General features: G+C 47.1%; 11 protein-coding genes, 1 pseudogene and 1 riboswitch. Of the genes and pseudogenes, 9 read left to right on the top strand and 3 right to left on the bottom strand.

Features of this window, described 5'->3' with window-relative positions; translation table 11 throughout:
- The first annotated feature begins 209 nt into the window (after window positions 1-209).
- Window positions 210-304, top strand: a riboswitch (cyclic di-GMP riboswitch).
- A 209-nt stretch (window positions 305-513) separates the two neighbouring features.
- The gene (locus MKX76_RS09205) at window positions 514-2,673 is read left to right on the top strand and encodes a non-ribosomal peptide synthetase (RefSeq protein ID WP_341033533.1); all 2,160 of its coding nucleotides are present in this window, start codon (window positions 514-516) and stop codon (window positions 2,671-2,673) included.
- A gap of 13 nt (window positions 2,674-2,686) precedes the next feature.
- Window positions 2,687-2,872 (top strand): hypothetical protein, encoded by a 186-nt coding sequence (locus tag MKX76_RS09200; protein ID WP_341033530.1) that lies wholly within the window; start codon window positions 2,687-2,689, stop codon window positions 2,870-2,872.
- Window positions 2,873-2,999: 127 nt separating this feature from the next.
- Here the strand turns inward: MKX76_RS09200 and MKX76_RS09195 are convergent, their stop codons facing one another.
- The 3 genes from MKX76_RS09195 to MKX76_RS09185 form a co-directional block, all read right to left on the bottom strand.
- On the bottom strand, window positions 3,000-3,890 hold the full coding sequence (locus tag MKX76_RS09195; RefSeq protein WP_341033528.1) for a carbohydrate ABC transporter permease: 891 nt from the start codon (window positions 3,888-3,890) through the stop codon (window positions 3,000-3,002).
- 65 nt (window positions 3,891-3,955) lie between these two features.
- Window positions 3,956-4,846, bottom strand: coding sequence for an ABC transporter permease (locus MKX76_RS09190; RefSeq protein WP_007131906.1), 891 nt, complete (start codon window positions 4,844-4,846; stop codon window positions 3,956-3,958).
- A 100-nt stretch (window positions 4,847-4,946) separates the two neighbouring features.
- Complete coding sequence (locus tag MKX76_RS09185; RefSeq protein ID WP_341033526.1) at window positions 4,947-6,647, bottom strand: extracellular solute-binding protein; 1,701 nt, start codon at window positions 6,645-6,647, stop codon at window positions 4,947-4,949.
- A gap of 438 nt (window positions 6,648-7,085) precedes the next feature.
- On the opposite strand from MKX76_RS09185, the gene MKX76_RS09180 reads away from it, so the two are divergent.
- From MKX76_RS09180 to MKX76_RS09150, 7 genes and pseudogenes are all read left to right on the top strand, one after another.
- Window positions 7,086-8,831, top strand: coding sequence for a sensor histidine kinase (locus MKX76_RS09180; protein ID WP_341033524.1), 1,746 nt, complete (start codon window positions 7,086-7,088; stop codon window positions 8,829-8,831).
- Complete coding sequence (locus tag MKX76_RS09175; RefSeq protein WP_341033522.1) at window positions 8,828-10,252, top strand: response regulator transcription factor; 1,425 nt, start codon at window positions 8,828-8,830, stop codon at window positions 10,250-10,252. The genes MKX76_RS09180 and MKX76_RS09175 overlap by 4 nt, the downstream gene beginning before the upstream one ends.
- Window positions 10,253-10,550: 298 nt before the next feature.
- Window positions 10,551-11,729 (top strand): annotated as a pseudogene (locus tag MKX76_RS09170) (serine hydrolase domain-containing protein); the annotation flags it as partial.
- Window positions 11,730-11,906: 177 nt separating this feature from the next.
- The gene (locus MKX76_RS09165) at window positions 11,907-12,701 is read left to right on the top strand and encodes a DUF2935 domain-containing protein (RefSeq protein ID WP_341035034.1); all 795 of its coding nucleotides are present in this window, start codon (window positions 11,907-11,909) and stop codon (window positions 12,699-12,701) included.
- Window positions 12,702-12,975: 274 nt separating this feature from the next.
- Entirely contained in the window at window positions 12,976-13,545 is a 570-nt protein-coding gene (locus MKX76_RS09160) for a YdeI/OmpD-associated family protein (protein ID WP_007131912.1), read from the top strand.
- 279 nt (window positions 13,546-13,824) lie between these two features.
- Window positions 13,825-14,571: a GntR family transcriptional regulator gene (locus MKX76_RS09155; protein WP_007131913.1), complete on the top strand. Its 747-nt coding sequence runs from the start codon at window positions 13,825-13,827 to the stop codon at window positions 14,569-14,571.
- 82 nt (window positions 14,572-14,653) lie between these two features.
- On the top strand, window positions 14,654-15,385 hold the full coding sequence (locus tag MKX76_RS09150; RefSeq protein ID WP_007131914.1) for a sugar isomerase domain-containing protein: 732 nt from the start codon (window positions 14,654-14,656) through the stop codon (window positions 15,383-15,385).
- The last annotated feature ends 87 nt before the right edge of the window (window positions 15,386-15,472 follow it).

The raw sequence follows: 15,472 nt of genomic DNA, 5'->3' as shown, positions 1-15,472 counted from the left end.
TGAAGTTTGGTGAAACAGCGCACAGATAAAATTAGTAAAAATTAACTATCGCGACCTAGAGTTATATGATGGTTATCAATATCATCAAAACCATTCTTGAAACACAATATTGAACAAAAGACCTATCGATTTTCAATTGGAAACAAGATACAGTAAATGTAAATCGAATACATAATATAATCATGGTTTACAAATTAAATACTATTTTTGTACGACAATAGCAAACCCACCGAAAGGTGGCGACGCAAAGCTATAGGGGCTAATGCGGGACCTACTGCAACCGCAATGCCAGCCAGTTGCCGAATACAACGGGAAACCTCCGTTTTATTCATTATTTTGAATTGATGAAAGGGGTTTTTTTGACGTTCCAAAAAACAACGGCAGCTTCGCTATAACAAAAAAACTAGTCTGGTGTTGAAGGGGGACGCTATTTCATTACAGAATGCTAAGAGGATTTTTCTGTTCGTTAACAATCAGACATTAATGAATCGATAATCCGGGAGGTAGATGGTCATGGAACAAACGACAAGTGAAGTAACAATTGACGAATTGCCAAGAGGGGGATGGACCAACGATGAAAGAAACCGGGTTAGTTTTTCCCTTGATTTTGCAACGACCCGAAAACTCCATGAACTGGCGTTCAATTTCGGAATAACTGTGGATATGGCACTTATGGCTTGTTATGCGATTCTGCTTGCCAAATATACCGGCGAGGATGATCCTGTAATCGGGTATCTGTTGGAAAGACAGATGTTTCCTATACGTTACTCTCCTACTGTACATAAGCCATTAGGTAAGTTTCTGTTAGAGGTCAAGCATACCACGATGCAAGCACTCGAGGATCGGAAAATGCGAAAGAATCTGAACGGCAATCCGTTCATCAAAGCGGCCTTTACTTGGCAAAGTGCCAATACCACTCCTTATGAATCCGATCAGTTGGGGACGTTTGAGCTTGCTTTGACGGCTTTTAAGAAGGAATCTATCATGATGCACATTGAATATTCGGCCCGGTTGTACAGAAAAGAAACGATCGAGCAGATGGGCGGCCATTTGAGCCGAATTGTGCATGAAGTGTTTGATTTCCCCGAGAATGCGATTGCCGACATACGCATGATGTCGGAAGTAGAGGAGAGACAGATTCAGGCTTTCAGCAGAACTAAGACGGACTATCCTTCCGGCCAAACGGTCCATTACTTGTTTGAGGAGCAGGTGCGCTTAAACCCCGATCGCCCGGCGGTCATGACCGAGAAACATCGGATGTCCTATCGGGAATTGAACGAACACGCGAATCAGCTTGCAAAAGCACTGCAGTATCACGGCGTTAGGCCGGAGAGCGTCGTTGGCATTATCGCGGACCGGTCTGTCAGCATGATTGTCGGGCTTACAGCCATATTGAAAGCGGGCGGCGCATATATGCCCATCGAAGCCGATTCTCCGCGTGAAAGAATCGAATATATGCTCGAGGACAGTCAGGCGGGATTTTTGCTGGCCCCTTCCAGTTGGAAGCCTGACATTGCATTTAAAGGAAAAGTAATTTATTGGGACAACGCGCAGCAAAACCTCGACAACGGTTCCCATACGATATCTGCTGTAACCTCGCAAAGTTTAGCGTATATCATCTATACTTCCGGATCAATGGGGACTCCGACAGGGGTCATGGTTGAACATCGCAACATCGTAAGCCTGGTCAAGAATACCAATTATTTCAACTTTTCCAAGGAGCATCGGATTTTGCAAACCGGTAAAATTGCGTCCGATGCGTCGACCTTTGAAATTTGGGGATCCCTTTTGAACGGATCTACCTTGTATTTGATGAATGACACGGACTCATTTGACATTCACAAATTGAAGGAAACCATCATCGACCACTTTATTACGGCTTGGTTCCTGACTACGGCTCAGTTCCATAATCTGGCCGAACTGGATCCGGGCGTCTTTCGTACGGTAGACACCTTGCTAATCGGCGGAGAAGCGTTATCGCCGAAGTACGTAAATGCCGTAAGGAAGAGGTGCCCCGATCTGCGGATGATCAATATGTACGGTCCGACGGAAAACACGACGTTCTCCACTTATTTCCCGATCGAACGTGATTTCGAAACCGCCATTCCAATTGGCAGACCAATATGCAATTCCTCCGCTTATATCCTTGATAAACAGTTAAATCTTCAGCCGATCGGAGTAGTGGGAGAGCTTTGCGTCGGAGGAGACGGTATCGCGCGGGGGTATGTGAACCGGCTGGAATTGACAGAAGCCAAGTTTGTGGAACATCCGCTCCTTGGGGAACGGTTATATCGAACGGGGGATTTGGCCATGTGGCTGCCGGATGGCAATATCGAAATGATCGGGCGAATCGACGATCAAGTGAAGATCCGAGGGTATCGAGTGGAACCGGGAGAAATCGAGACTCGGCTATTGGAACACAATGGAATCTCGAAAGCCGCGGTAGCCATCAAAGCCGACAGAAGTGGAAATCCGATAATATGCGCGTATTTTGTTGCGAAACAGGTGTTGTCCGAAACGGAAGTGATGGCGTATTTAGCCCGAAATTTACCTGAATATTTCCTGCCCTCTCTTGTAGTACAAGTGGAAAGCTTGCCGCTCACCCCTAACGGGAAAGTCGATAAAAAAGCTCTGCCGGACCCTGATTTTCTTCGTCCGATGCTCGTTAACTGACACGAAGCGATAAATGAATCGAAAGCAAATGCTTAATAAGATTTGGCTGGACAAGGATGCCGTGCAAATCGAGACCGCATATTTGACCAAATCCGTCGATCCTTTATGTACAGTCAGCACCAATGATGGACGGGAGGACTCCGTTTCCAATAACCGAAGCGATTATACGGGAATGAATTGTCTACCCGGCGCACCATAGCCGCAAAAAGGGGCCGTTTCTCAAGATCTAAGATCATGTGGAACGGCCCCTATTTTCAGTATGTTTTACTTTAAAACGTAAAGAGAATGGCATAGATCTCTATAATCTGTTGTCCTGGGTGGGTAAGCTACTCTTTAACCGAACCCAGCGTAATCCCGTGAATGAAGAAGCGCTGGAGGAACGGATAGACGATGAGGACGGGCAGCATCGCGATGAAGATCTTGGCGGCATCGAGTGTCCGGTTGGACAACTCCGACAAGCGGCGGTACTGGTCCTCAGACATCGTCGATGGATCGACCGAGACGACAAGCTGCTGGATATACGTCTGGAGTGGATAGAATTGTTCACGGGACATGAAGATCAGACCGTACAAAAATTCATTCCAGTGATACACGATACTGAACAGCGAGACGGTCGCCAGCACCGGCACGGCCAGCGGGATGTAGATCTTGAACAGGATGTACCATGGTCCCGCGCCGTCGACCAGGGCGGCTTCATCCAGCTCCTTGGGCAGGTTGCGAAAGAAGTTCATCGTGAGGATGACGTTGAAGACGAGGGTCTGCGCACCGCCGACCAGGACAAGTGCCCAGATGCTGTTTAGCATGTTGAGCTCTTTGACCGTCAGATAAAGCGGGATCAGGCCGCCGTTGAATAACATCGTGAAAATGAGAATCCACATGAACACATTGCGCCCCTTGAGCTCTTTCGCTGTCCGCGAGAGCGGATAAGACATGAGCACAACCATGATAAAGTTGAGCGAAACCCCCAGCAGCACTCGCTGGGTCGAGATCCAGAAGGACCGGAAGAACTGATTGTCATTGAGAATCTGGGCATATGCGTTAAGATTGAAATCGACCGGCCATAGCCAGACTTTGCCGGCCGCAGCGGCTGAGTTGGAGCTAAGCGAAAGGGAGAGCGTGTACCAGATCGGCAGGATGCAAGACAAAGTTATGCCTATCAGGACAACAATCAGTATAATATCCGTCACGCGGTTGCCGAACGTCCGATCTCTGACCACGGTCAGCACCTCCTACTCTAGTTGGAATGGGATGCGTTTGTATAGCTTTGCATCAGGATGAATCCTTAGAATATGCGATAGTTAACAAAACGGTAAGCCAGATAATACGAGACGGATATCAGCAGGAAGCCTACAACGGACTTCAGCAGGCCGACGGCGGTCGCAAGTTCATATTGCAGGTTGAGCAAACCTGTACGATAGACCCAGGTGTCAATAATATCACCTGTCGAATAGACGAGCGGGTTATACAGATTGAAGATTTGGTCGAAGCCCGCGTTAAGCACATTACCCAAGCTAAGTACCGTAAGCAATACGGCTGTCGTGCGGATCCCGGGCAGCGTAATATGCCAGAGACTTCTCCAGCGTCCTGCGCCATCGATGTTAGCAGCCTCGTACAGTGCCGGGTTGATTCCGGTAAGCGCAGCAAGATAGATAATGGTACCAAAACCGAATTCCTTCCAGACGTCACTGCCGACTACGAGGAACGGAAACAGCTGGGCATCGGCAAAGAACAGTTTGGGCTGGAATCCGAACAAAGCTGTCAGTTGATTAACGGGTCCGTTATAGGAGAACAGATCGAGTACAATGCCCCCCAGAATAACCCAGGATAAAAAGTGAGGCAGATAGACAATGGTCTGAATCCAGCGCCTGAGAATCATCAGACGCAGCTCATTGAGCATCAGTGCAAACAGCAGGGGCGCAATCAGGTTGGCGACAATCTTCATGGACGCGATGACTAGCGTATTGCTGAAGACTTCCTGTGTATCCTTCAGCAAAAACATATACTTGAAGTGTTCAAGCCCCGCCCAATCCGAGCCCAGTATTCCTTTGCCTGGATTAAAATATTGGAACGAAATGATGATGCCGAACATCGGAACGATGCTGAAGACGAACAGCCATAGAAATCCCGGAATCAGCATCAGATAATAATGTTTGGCGAAGCCTTTCATTCGCATGACAGCACTCCTTTCCCCGCATCCTGCATCGAGTGTTCCAGAGCTCCTGACAGGTGCCTGAAGCTCTGGCTATATGATTCGTTATGAAGCCTTAAGATGATTACTGCGCAAGCGCATCCTTAACCTCTTGGGTAATCTGGTCGCCGCCTTGACGCTTCCAGTTTTCGACGAAGGTGTCGAATGTCTCTAATGGAGCCGCACCCATGATGATGCGCAGAAAGGTCTCATCCTCTAACTTGCGCAGATTCACCCAACGGCTCTCCATTAGTGGCGTTTGCTCATACAGAAGACTGGACACCGCCTCAAACTCGGTATCAACCAGCGGCCTGCCGCCCACCATGATGGAGTACGCTCGAGTCCATGCTCCCCAATTCGCTTCCGGGTTCCATGTTGATATATCCATAGAATCGTAAGGCTCCTTTTTGATCGTCTTGATACTTGCGATATCCGAAGGCAGCAGTTTGTAGGCTTTGTCATTCGCAAAATCCTCTGCGGTTTTATTGCCTGCCAGCACATCACGGAGGGCTTTGACCGTAAATTCAATTTCATCGGATGGAGCGTACACCACGCGGAGCGGATAATAACCAGGACCGCCTTTGCTCGGGTCAAAGGTGTTCTCCTGCTCGTTTTTAAACAAATTGTTTAGTAATTTCATAGGAACTTCCGGATGCTCGTAATTTTTCCGAACCACCACAAACTCAGTTGAAGGCGTGGCAGCATGTGGTCTAAATTCGCCATTTTGATTTAAAGGCAGGGCGTAAGCTTGCCAGTTGGCTTCGGGATCGTTTTTTACGGCATTGGTTAGCGGACCGTAAGCCATCCACCAAGGCGCAAAGAACATTCCGGATTTTCCGGCGATAATGGGTTCATCCGCTTTGTTACGAACACCCATCTCTGGATCAATAAGTCCCTTGGAATACAAATCTCTCAAATTAGCTAACGCCTCGCGAGTCTCCGGCAGGATCGACCCGTACACAGGGCTGCCATCCTCGCCCTCGAGCCAGTATCCAGGGAACGCGTCATGCGCGGAGAAAATGGGGTCAAAACCGTACAAATTGTTCTTCGACTCAAGGAAGTTCGCATACAGCTTACCCCCGCTCTCCGGTCCGGTAATCCCAATCGTGTCGCGCTTACCGTTGCCATCCGGATCATCTTCGACGAAAGCACGGGCGACGTCTTCAAGTTCTGCCATCGTGGTTGGCGGTTCAAGGTTCAGCTTATCCAGCCAGTCCTGCCGGATCCACAAGAGGTGAATGCCATCAGCATTGGCTTGAACACCCGGAAGGGCCATGATTTTGCCATCGAAGGTTACTGCATCCAAGGCAGCACCGTTGGTGTTTTCAATGATGCTCTTTATATCCGGGGATGCATATCGCTCATACACCTCCGTTAAATCGGCAATCTGGTCGGCTTCGACCAATTGGCGCAGCTCAACGGCATTAACGACCATAGCATCCGGCAAATCGTTACTTGCAATAGCGAGACTAATTCTCTGGCGAAGATTCTGGCCGGCGGCAGCAAATTGATGATCGACGTCCACATTAAGCGCTTCCTTAATCTGACGAGTGTATTGATTGTCCAGCGGCGTGTCGCCAGGCGGCAGCTCATTATCGGTGGGATCGATTTCAATACTGATGCTGATCTGGACAGGCTCTTCGTAGCGGCCAAATGGATCAGCGGGTTCGCTTGACTCCGCGCTTTTCTCCGGTGCAGCCGGCGTGTTATTAGTTGTGTTGCTGCAAGCACCTAGCACGAGAAAGCAGGCCAGTAAAAGCGCTAACGGTTTTGACTTGTTTTTCATAATTACACCCCTTCTACCAGATTGAATGGAATAACTATCCTTATGGACCATTTAACTGTAACACAATGAAACCGCCTTCAAGGATAGAAGGTGGTTTCTAAATGAGGGGGTCATTTGTACAAAAATTCACGGCTGCTCCGGATGGTTGGACATTTCACCTACTAAGGAGAAGACATTTGTCTACCCGTGATTTTTTCATTGGAAAGATAACAGCTTAGGCATCTGATTTATTGAATTCTTTGCTCAATAATCATTTTTATTTGTGTTATATTCTAGAAAGATTTTTCACCTGTTTCTGTTTATGCACGTCATAAGCAATACCATTCAAAGAGAGGAGGAGTCTAGTTCAATTGGAAGACCCAATAAAATGGCAGGACCCAGGAGAGCACTCGAATCTGCAGTCATTCTTACTGAGAAAGTATGGATGGGGGTGAAACGATGGAACCGGAAAAGGATTGGAAATCCGGCTTGAAGCGATTGACCTTGAAAAATAGAATTCTTTTACTGTTCGCCGCAGCAACATTGATCCCGTTCATCTGCACCTGTTTTCTTTCCTACAACACCATTACATCCATTCTGAATACGAAGCTGCAATCCGGCATTCAAAGCAATTTAAAGCAGGTCAGATTGTCGCTTGAGAACACGCTGAACAATCTGAACCACGTTTCCCAACAACTGACCTTCAAGGGGAATGTCGGTAGGCAGCTTGAAAAGTTTTTGACGGCGAAGCAGCCATATGATCGGAGTTATCTGACGGACGAGATCAAAAGTCAGCTGAATCTCATCACGTTCACTAATCCCAATGTAGGATTAACGTTGTATTATTTACGCGACGATCAGACCACTCTTTTTGAGAATACCGGCATGAAGCAGCCATTCCATATCGATAATCTTCCAATCCTCGCAGAGTATTATGGCATCACCTATTTTGGACCGCATATCAGTCAAGACCGTTTCAACAATCAATATGTGCTTTCCGCGTTGCGAAAGGTGGATTTGCCGGAGAGGGAGGATGCCTATGTCTACATTGAGTCCGGTTTCAAGCTGACGCAGAGCATTCTTGATTTGGATGAAGTCAGCAAGCATACCAATCATTTAATTCTGGACAACAACGGAAGAATTTCTTACAGCGAACTTCAAGATATCTTCCCTGAAAATTCATTTTTTTCGGACACACTATCGCCATCCCTGGTAACAGGTATTACGTCCGACTATTATTGGTATCGACAAGTCAGCAATCAGGGCTGGAGCGTGGTCTCGCTTATTGCGAAATCCGACTACAACCGCGAGAAAAACCGCTGGATGATGCAGATGCTGGGGCTGGCGCTGCTGTTCGCCGTAGTCAGTCTGACGATTGGCTGGCTTCTATGGAAAATGGTGTACCGGCCGCTGTCGCGCTTCCATAAGGAGATCAAATCGATTGCGGGCAGCAATTTTAATGCGGCAGCCACGCAATCGAGCATACCGGAATTCGAGATGTTGTTAAACCAATTTCAACATATGAAGGTTCAGATTACGCAGCTGTATTCTGAAATCAAGGCCAAGGAGAAGCGCAGAGCGGATCTTGAGATTGAGAAGCTTCAGTATCAGATCAATCCGCATTTCTTGATGAACACGCTGGATACTGCTCACTGGCTTGCCGTTATGAACGGTCAGGAGGAGATCGACAGGCTTGTCACTTCGTTGAACAAACTGCTCTACTACAATCTCCGCAAAGGCAACAGTGTCGCGACGATCAGGGATGAGATTGATTCACTGAAACAATATCTCATTCTCCAGCAAATTCGATACAATTTTCAGTTCGATGTCAAAATTTACGTGGACGACGCATTGCTCGAAGTGACGGTTCCCAGATTCATTCTGCAGCCGTTGGTTGAAAATTCACTCTATCACGGGCTGGATGACAACGGCAGAATCGAGGTGGTGGTTAGAAAGAATGACAGACTCGAGATCGAAATTCGGGATAACGGTGGGGGGATCTCTGAGGAAACGATTGAGGCATTGCTTGAGCAGGAACAGACCGAGCACCATCGAGTGGGAATGGGAATCGGACTGAATTATGTCAAACGAATGTTAGCCTTTCATTACGAAGGGAAAGCGAGTCTTTCGGTAACAAGCGAGCTTAGCAAAGGTACCCGCATCATCATTTCGATACAAATCGGGGAGGGGAAATCAACAAAATGATCCATGTTCTCATCGTAGACGACGACAAGCTTGTACGTAAGGGACTGATGTCCTTTTTGCCTTGGGAATCGTTCGGAATGAGAGTTGTAGGCGAAGCTGCCAACGGGGAGAAGGCGCTTGATTTTCTGAAGGCGAATCGGGTAGATCTGTTAATGACCGATCTGGCCATGCCCGTGATGTCGGGCATCGAATTAATTCGGATTGTACGCAAGTTATATCCGGAAATCGCGATCGCCGTGCTGACGCTTCATCAGGATTTTGAATACATCCAGGAAGCGCTGCGCCTGGGCGCCATTGATTACATTGCCAAGGTAGAGCTTGAAAAAGAACAGTTCGAAGAAGTGTTTCAGCGCATTCACTCGCGCATTATGGTAGAGAAGCAGAAGCACAAGAACGAGGCGGATTCGATCGTAGAAGTTAATTCTTGCGAAACGGCCTATGCGCTATTGACGTATCCGGATGAGCCAATTACAAGCAGAATGGTTGCGGATTGCGTATCCTTGGGCTGGATAGCCGAAACGGAAGGCTCTATTCTGTTGTGGTTGACCGATCTTACCAGGGAGGTTCAGCCTCAAAGTCCCTATGAAGATGCGCCGTTGCCGCCGCTTCCAAACGGAGTGGGAAGCACCGGATGGCATTTGGTACGGCTGCGGCATACTGCCGGTTTATCTCCCTCCGATCTGTTTCAACGGATCCGCGCCTACAGAAGAAGAGATTTTTTCTACGACTGCGACGGCCATGAGCCCTATCCGATTGAGAAGTCTGTCATGGACCTGCTGGTGGAACAACCTGAACCGGGAGAAGAAGAGACGGAGACTGTGAAGGAATTACTGCATGCCTTCACATGGGTCCATGACGACGAGGCTTTTGATAAGCTTTGTAGCCGATTCAAAGAACTGCGTATACCTGTCTCCAAATTAATGCAATGGATCTACGGTTTTATGGTTGACTGGAACCGGCTATTTAGAGCGATACAACCTGATGAGATCAAGATGCCTGACACATTTACGTGCTGGCGGGAGGTGGTGGACTGGCTGAAACATTTCAGGGAAATGGGGATAACTCTGTCAGGCAGCCTGCAGTTGAGCCCGGAAGTGAGCGGCAGCATTATGAACGCGGTCAAGATCGTACACGACGAACTTGATACTCCGTTATTCGCCATCGATGTAGCGAAGCGGGTCAATTTGAGCCGAAGCTACTTTTATCAATGTTTCAAAGAAATCGTAGGCTATTCCTTCAATGAATATCTGCGCAAGGTACGAATCGATAAAGCGCGGGAATATCTGGAGCAGACGTCGAGGCCAATTGTCTGGATTGCCAAGCAAACCGGATACGAGGATGAGAAATATTTCAGCAGAACTTTTCGAGAGCAGACAGGCATGCTGCCGAGCGAATATAGACAGCAGAATAAGGTGAGGTAAACGATTGCTTGAAATTCCCGATGAATCCTCCTGTGCCTGTTAACTCATGAAATATATAAATATTTTGGGTGTAAATTATAACTTTTCAGCCTAAAAGTTGAGTCAATACTTTATTCTTCATAATGACGTTTAGGCTGATTTTCCAAAGAATAAATCGAAGAAAATCAAATATGTAGCAAGGTTAATGGAGCCACTTGGAAAGGAGCCAGGTGGCTTAATTATTTCATATACAATTTATCAGTCTACTAACACAAGCTAGCTCGGAGGGAAAGCTGGTAGAGGAAGTGACAGATTTGTCATGCTCCACCCGAAGATTGTCATGTCAATCGATGGCACGGTATTGGAATCTCGCTTTATATTAAGCTTATTAAATATAAAGCGAGGAGAAAGCCATTTGGAAAATCCTAAAGGAAAAGAACTAGCCCGTAGATCATCCCTTCCTAAAAGCTGTATGTTTTTTCTTGTTGTCTGTCTGCTCTTGTCCGCAGCAATCCCCAGCATCGCTCGTGCCGAAGCCAATGATCGGATTCATCAAATCGAGCGTTTTATTCAAGAACAACACGATCTAAGTAAAATTCCAGGACTCTCGGTTGTCATTGTAGAGAAGGGAAAAACCGTATATCAAAAAGGATTTGGCTATGCAGACGTAAAAACCAAAAGCGAAGTCACACCCGATACATTGTTTGAAATCGGCTCCACGACCAAAGCCTTTACGGCACTCGCTATCTTACAGCTGGAACAGAAGGGACAATTAAAGCGAACCGATGATGTTCGGACCTATATTCCCTGGTTAGAGTTAAAATATAATGGAGAGCCTCAAACGATCACAATAGATCAGTTGATGCATCACACAAGCGGGATTGCTTCAAACACCATCGTCAAGATTCCTGCAAGCAAAGCCGATAACGCACTTGAGCTCACGGTTAGAACCTTGGTGGATCAGCCGCTAAACCGAAAACCGGGCAGCTCATTTGAGTATGCGACCATCAATTACGATGTGCTGGGATATGTAATTGAGCGCGTTACTAAACAGCCTTTTGACATGTACATAAAGCAGCATGTTCTTGATCCAATTGGGATGAAGGACTCCTACGTAGGGCTGCATCAGCTTCAATCCGAGGTAATCGCTACCGGTTATAAACTAGGATTTATGAGGGAACAAGCTTACACCGCACCTGTATACAGAGGAAACATCCCTGCCGGTTATATCATCAGCAATTCAAACGATATCGCAAAATGGTTACATCTCCAATTATGGCATATTTCAACAAGCGAGATGGACCAGCACCTCATTCAAAAATCGCACGAGCCCGATCTTTCCGTTGAGCCCTTCGACCAGAATACGCATTATGCTGCAGGATGGGGAGTTCAACATGGCTCAGGACAAACATATCTCCTTCATGCCGGCGAAAATCCGACGTTCAGCTCCTATTTCATATTGAAGCCTGACGAACAAGTAGGTGTGGCGATCCTGGCCAATATGAAAACAAGCTATACAACAGCCATTGGACAGGGAGTTATGGATATATGGGAAGGCAGAGAAGTAGCGTACCGCCATGCCGACAGCTATCAGCAATTGGATCAGATATTAACCTATATTTTGGCTGCTATTGCGGCTATAGAAGTTTTGCTCCTGTTTCTATCGGTTAGAGTCATTTCAATGACAATGTATGAACACCGGTTTTGGCTGCAGATTCTTGGCGACCACTGCCGGTTTATTTTTACTGCACTTTCACCGAAGGAAAAAACGGATGTTGCGATTGCTGAACGGTTAAGAGACAACTTCGATGCCCTGCTCGGCGAGGCTAGGCGACCGGATGCATCTGCGTTCATCGACAAACTGACGCAAGAGGCCAGTCATGCTGTGCATGAACTGCGCGAGTTCAAGCTGAATCTGCTGGAACGTCAGCTCGCAGGCAAGATAGACCTGCTTCTGACTCCATCTTTCGTGAATCATATGGTGAACGAATTGGAGGAGTACCAGCGAATTCTGGAATCGCTTCTTGAAGGACGCGGCGTTCCCCGTTTTCATGCCTTGCATCACGATCTGCTCTGGCTTCAGGATGCCTTTGGTCATGCGGCAAGCATCGCGGCCGATTTGGATTTTGCGGAGAAGTCCTTGATTGCGAAAAGCATGGCGTTCCAGAAGGATTTTGAAGGCTTTTATCTGAAAGCCGTTGAAATGGTCGGTTATTTACGGACCCATCTTAAGGAATTTCCGGCTATGCACAAATTCCATGCGGATATTGACCTGGAAATGAAGGTGTTCATGCACTTCCTATCGGAGCTTGAGGAGCTTGAATTAACCGGGGAGGTGCTGGATCGGATTAACCCGTTAATGCCTGACCATATGTATCGTGAAGAATGCTACTATCTGTCCAAGCTGGCCGATTTGGGTGAAATAAAGAGCCCGAACTGCGACCCGACTAAGCCCCGTGTTTCTGGTTGATGGAAGCCGGATTGAAAGAACGGTTTCCCAATCTTCTCAAATTTTATGAAGATATATGACGGTAAGCTGTCATATATCTTTTTTTATTCTAGAACTAGGAAGACAACCACAACGAAAGAAGGTAAAAGGAGAGGAAGGGAAACGATGGACCATCCCGAAGAATTGCATAACTACCATACATGGATGGATTTAATTTATCTGAAAAGACCGATAATTCTAAGAGTAGAGACGCGACCAGTTTTATGCTAATCATGCTTAGAAAGGAGAAGGGTTGATGGAAATAGAAAATCTGATTTCGGGAAATTCGAGAGAAGAATTGAGGGCATGGCTGCTGGCACATAGCAAGACAGAGAAATGCTGTTGGGTCATCGTTGGTATGAAACCTAATCCCGAAACGCTGCTGTATTTGGATGCGGTCGAAGAAGCTTTGTGCTTTGGATGGATCGATAGCGTCAAGAAGAAAATTTCTGAAACTGGGCTAGCGCAGAGATTGTCACCCCGAAGTAAAAAAAGCTCCTGGACGGAATTGAATAAAGAACGAGTCCGCCGACTCGAAAAGCTGGGATTCATGAGAGAGGAAGGAAGACGGGTACTTCCCGATATGGGCCCCGATTCTTTTAAAATAGATGAGGTTATTGAGCAAAGGATACAAGAGGAGAAGTTAGTCTATGAGAACTTTATGGCATTCCCAGAACTATATAAAAGAGTTCGGATCGACACGATCCAAAGCGTCAAAAATCAGCCGGAATTATTTGGCAGCAGACTAGAAAAATTCATAGAAAACACGAGAGAAAACAAAATGTACGGTTCATGGCATGATCATGGTCGGCTGCTGGACTATTAAGTTGAGTTTTCATAACAGCGGAGGTGACACGGTTTGGAGAGCGGGAAGTGATTTCTACTGACTCCGCTGGCTGAAGGCGTTAACAACAATAGTAACATTTTTGCAAGACTAATCATCATGGTTTTCGTTACAAAATCATACATGTGTCATGAGTCGCCAGGTAGGCGGCTTTTGTTTTTTTATAGAATGTATTGACAGCATAAACAACCATATTTATAATTCTCCATAACAACTGGTATAGACAACTATATTTCTAGATGTTTGGAGGTGGATGATGCGATGAAAGAAAAGAAGAGCGTCATTGATAAGAACAGCGTGATACCACTCTACTTTCAAGTGAAGGAGTATTTGCGAAACGAAATCGCAACCGGGCATTATATACCCGAGCAATTAATACCGTCGGAACGGGAGCTGGCAGAAGAGTTTGAGATCAACCGGCTGACGGTTCGCCAAGCGATCAACGAGTTGGTCCAGGAAGGGCTTCTATACAGGCAGCGTGGCGTAGGCACGTTTGTATCACAGCCGAAAATTGAACAGCCTTTGACTTCGCTGACAAGCTTCAGTAAGGATATGGAGAATCGGGGAATCGTTCCGGGAGCACTGGTGGTGTCGATGAAGGTGATCCCGGCAACCAAGCAGGTTGCTTCCCGGCTGCAGATGGATGCTGATGAGGAAGTGCTCGAGTTGGTAAGGGTACGCACCGCAGACGGAGAGCCGATGGCGCTTGAACGTTCCTACCTGCGATACGATCAAGTAAAGCCGCTTTATGGTATGGATATGGAGAACGTATCGCTCTATCAGAAGCTGGAGGAGGTTTGCGGAATCAGGCTGGTAAAGGCGATCCAAACGATCGAAGTTGCAAGCGTTTACCCCGATGAGGCGGGCATATTGGAGATCGGACCGCATGAGCCTGCAATGCTGATTGAAAGAATCACGTACACGGAGGGTGCAGATAAACCGCTGGAATTTGTCCGATCTCTATACAGGGGTGACCGATACAAATTCAAGATCGAAATGAATCTATAAACCGGAACTTGCTGACATCTATTCGGGTAACCTTCAACGATTGATCATCAATAAGAAATGTGACCAGGGAGGGGAAAACCATATGCTTGCCTACAAATTTGTCTCGACCATGATGGATCATATTGAACTTATTACGCGTGAAGAAAGCGAGTCCATAAACAAGGCTGCAGAATGGATTGCCGATTCCATAGCAAAGGATGGGCTGCTGCACCTGTTTGGCTGTGGTCATTCACATTTGCTGGTGGAGGATTTCTTTTATAGAGCCGGAGGAATGGTGCCGGTAAATGCCATCCTCGAAACTAGCATCATGCTGCATGAGGGGGCAGTTAAAAGCTCTAAGGTGGAGCGGATGTCCGGTTATGCCGAACATATTCTGGATAACTATATCGTTCATCCCGGAGAAGTTATTATTGTGATTTCCAATTCCGGAATAAACAGTCTGCCAGTAGAAATGGCAATGGCAGCCAAGGCAAAGGGACTGAAAGTTGTTGCCTTATGCTCATCCGCTTATTCCGGCGATGAAACCCGCCACCATTCGGGTCATCGGCTTCGGGATATAGCCGATCTGGTCATTGACAATCATATGCCGCATGGAGATGCGCTGGTCGAGCTGCCATCATCGGGGGTTAAAATGGCGTCGGGGTCAACGGCCATTGGCAGTATTATCCTGAATATGGTGATGACTAGCGTTGCCGAGAAGCTGATCGATCGTGGGATTGAACCGCCAATATATGTAAGCGGCAATATCTCGGGCGGCTTTGAACACAATCAGGCATATATTGATCGCTACCGCTCGCGGATTAAGCATTTATAACGGCCCCTTGTTACAAGCTGCTCGGTGAACGAGGCATGAAACCTACACGGGTTTCGAAACGAAACGCAAACAGCGTGTACCTTGCGG

It is taken from the genome of Paenibacillus sp. FSL R5-0810, from assembly GCF_038002285.1.
Classification (GTDB): Bacteria; Bacillota; Bacilli; order Paenibacillales; family Paenibacillaceae; genus Paenibacillus_AQ; species Paenibacillus_AQ lactis.
The sequence above is the reverse complement of the archived record's forward strand: the minus strand, read 5'-3'. Positions and strand labels throughout refer to the sequence as shown.

Bases quoted from the DNA above. Each gene is read 5' to 3' on its own strand.
- MKX76_RS09205 (WP_341033533.1), top strand. From the start codon at position 514: ATGGAACAAACGACAAGTGAAGTAACAATTGACGAATTGCCAAGAGGG.
- MKX76_RS09200 (WP_341033530.1), top strand. From the start codon at position 2,687: ATGAATCGAAAGCAAATGCTTAATAAGATTTGGCTGGACAAGGATGCC.
- MKX76_RS09190 (WP_007131906.1), bottom strand. From the start codon at position 4,846: ATGCGAATGAAAGGCTTCGCCAAACATTATTATCTGATGCTGATTCCG.
- MKX76_RS09185 (WP_341033526.1), bottom strand. From the start codon at position 6,647: ATGAAAAACAAGTCAAAACCGTTAGCGCTTTTACTGGCCTGCTTTCTC.
- MKX76_RS09180 (WP_341033524.1), top strand. From the start codon at position 7,086: ATGGAACCGGAAAAGGATTGGAAATCCGGCTTGAAGCGATTGACCTTG.
- MKX76_RS09175 (WP_341033522.1), top strand. From the start codon at position 8,828: ATGATCCATGTTCTCATCGTAGACGACGACAAGCTTGTACGTAAGGGA.
- MKX76_RS09160 (WP_007131912.1), top strand. From the start codon at position 12,976: ATGGAAATAGAAAATCTGATTTCGGGAAATTCGAGAGAAGAATTGAGG.
- MKX76_RS09155 (WP_007131913.1), top strand. From the start codon at position 13,825: ATGAAAGAAAAGAAGAGCGTCATTGATAAGAACAGCGTGATACCACTC.
- MKX76_RS09150 (WP_007131914.1), top strand. From the start codon at position 14,654: ATGCTTGCCTACAAATTTGTCTCGACCATGATGGATCATATTGAACTT.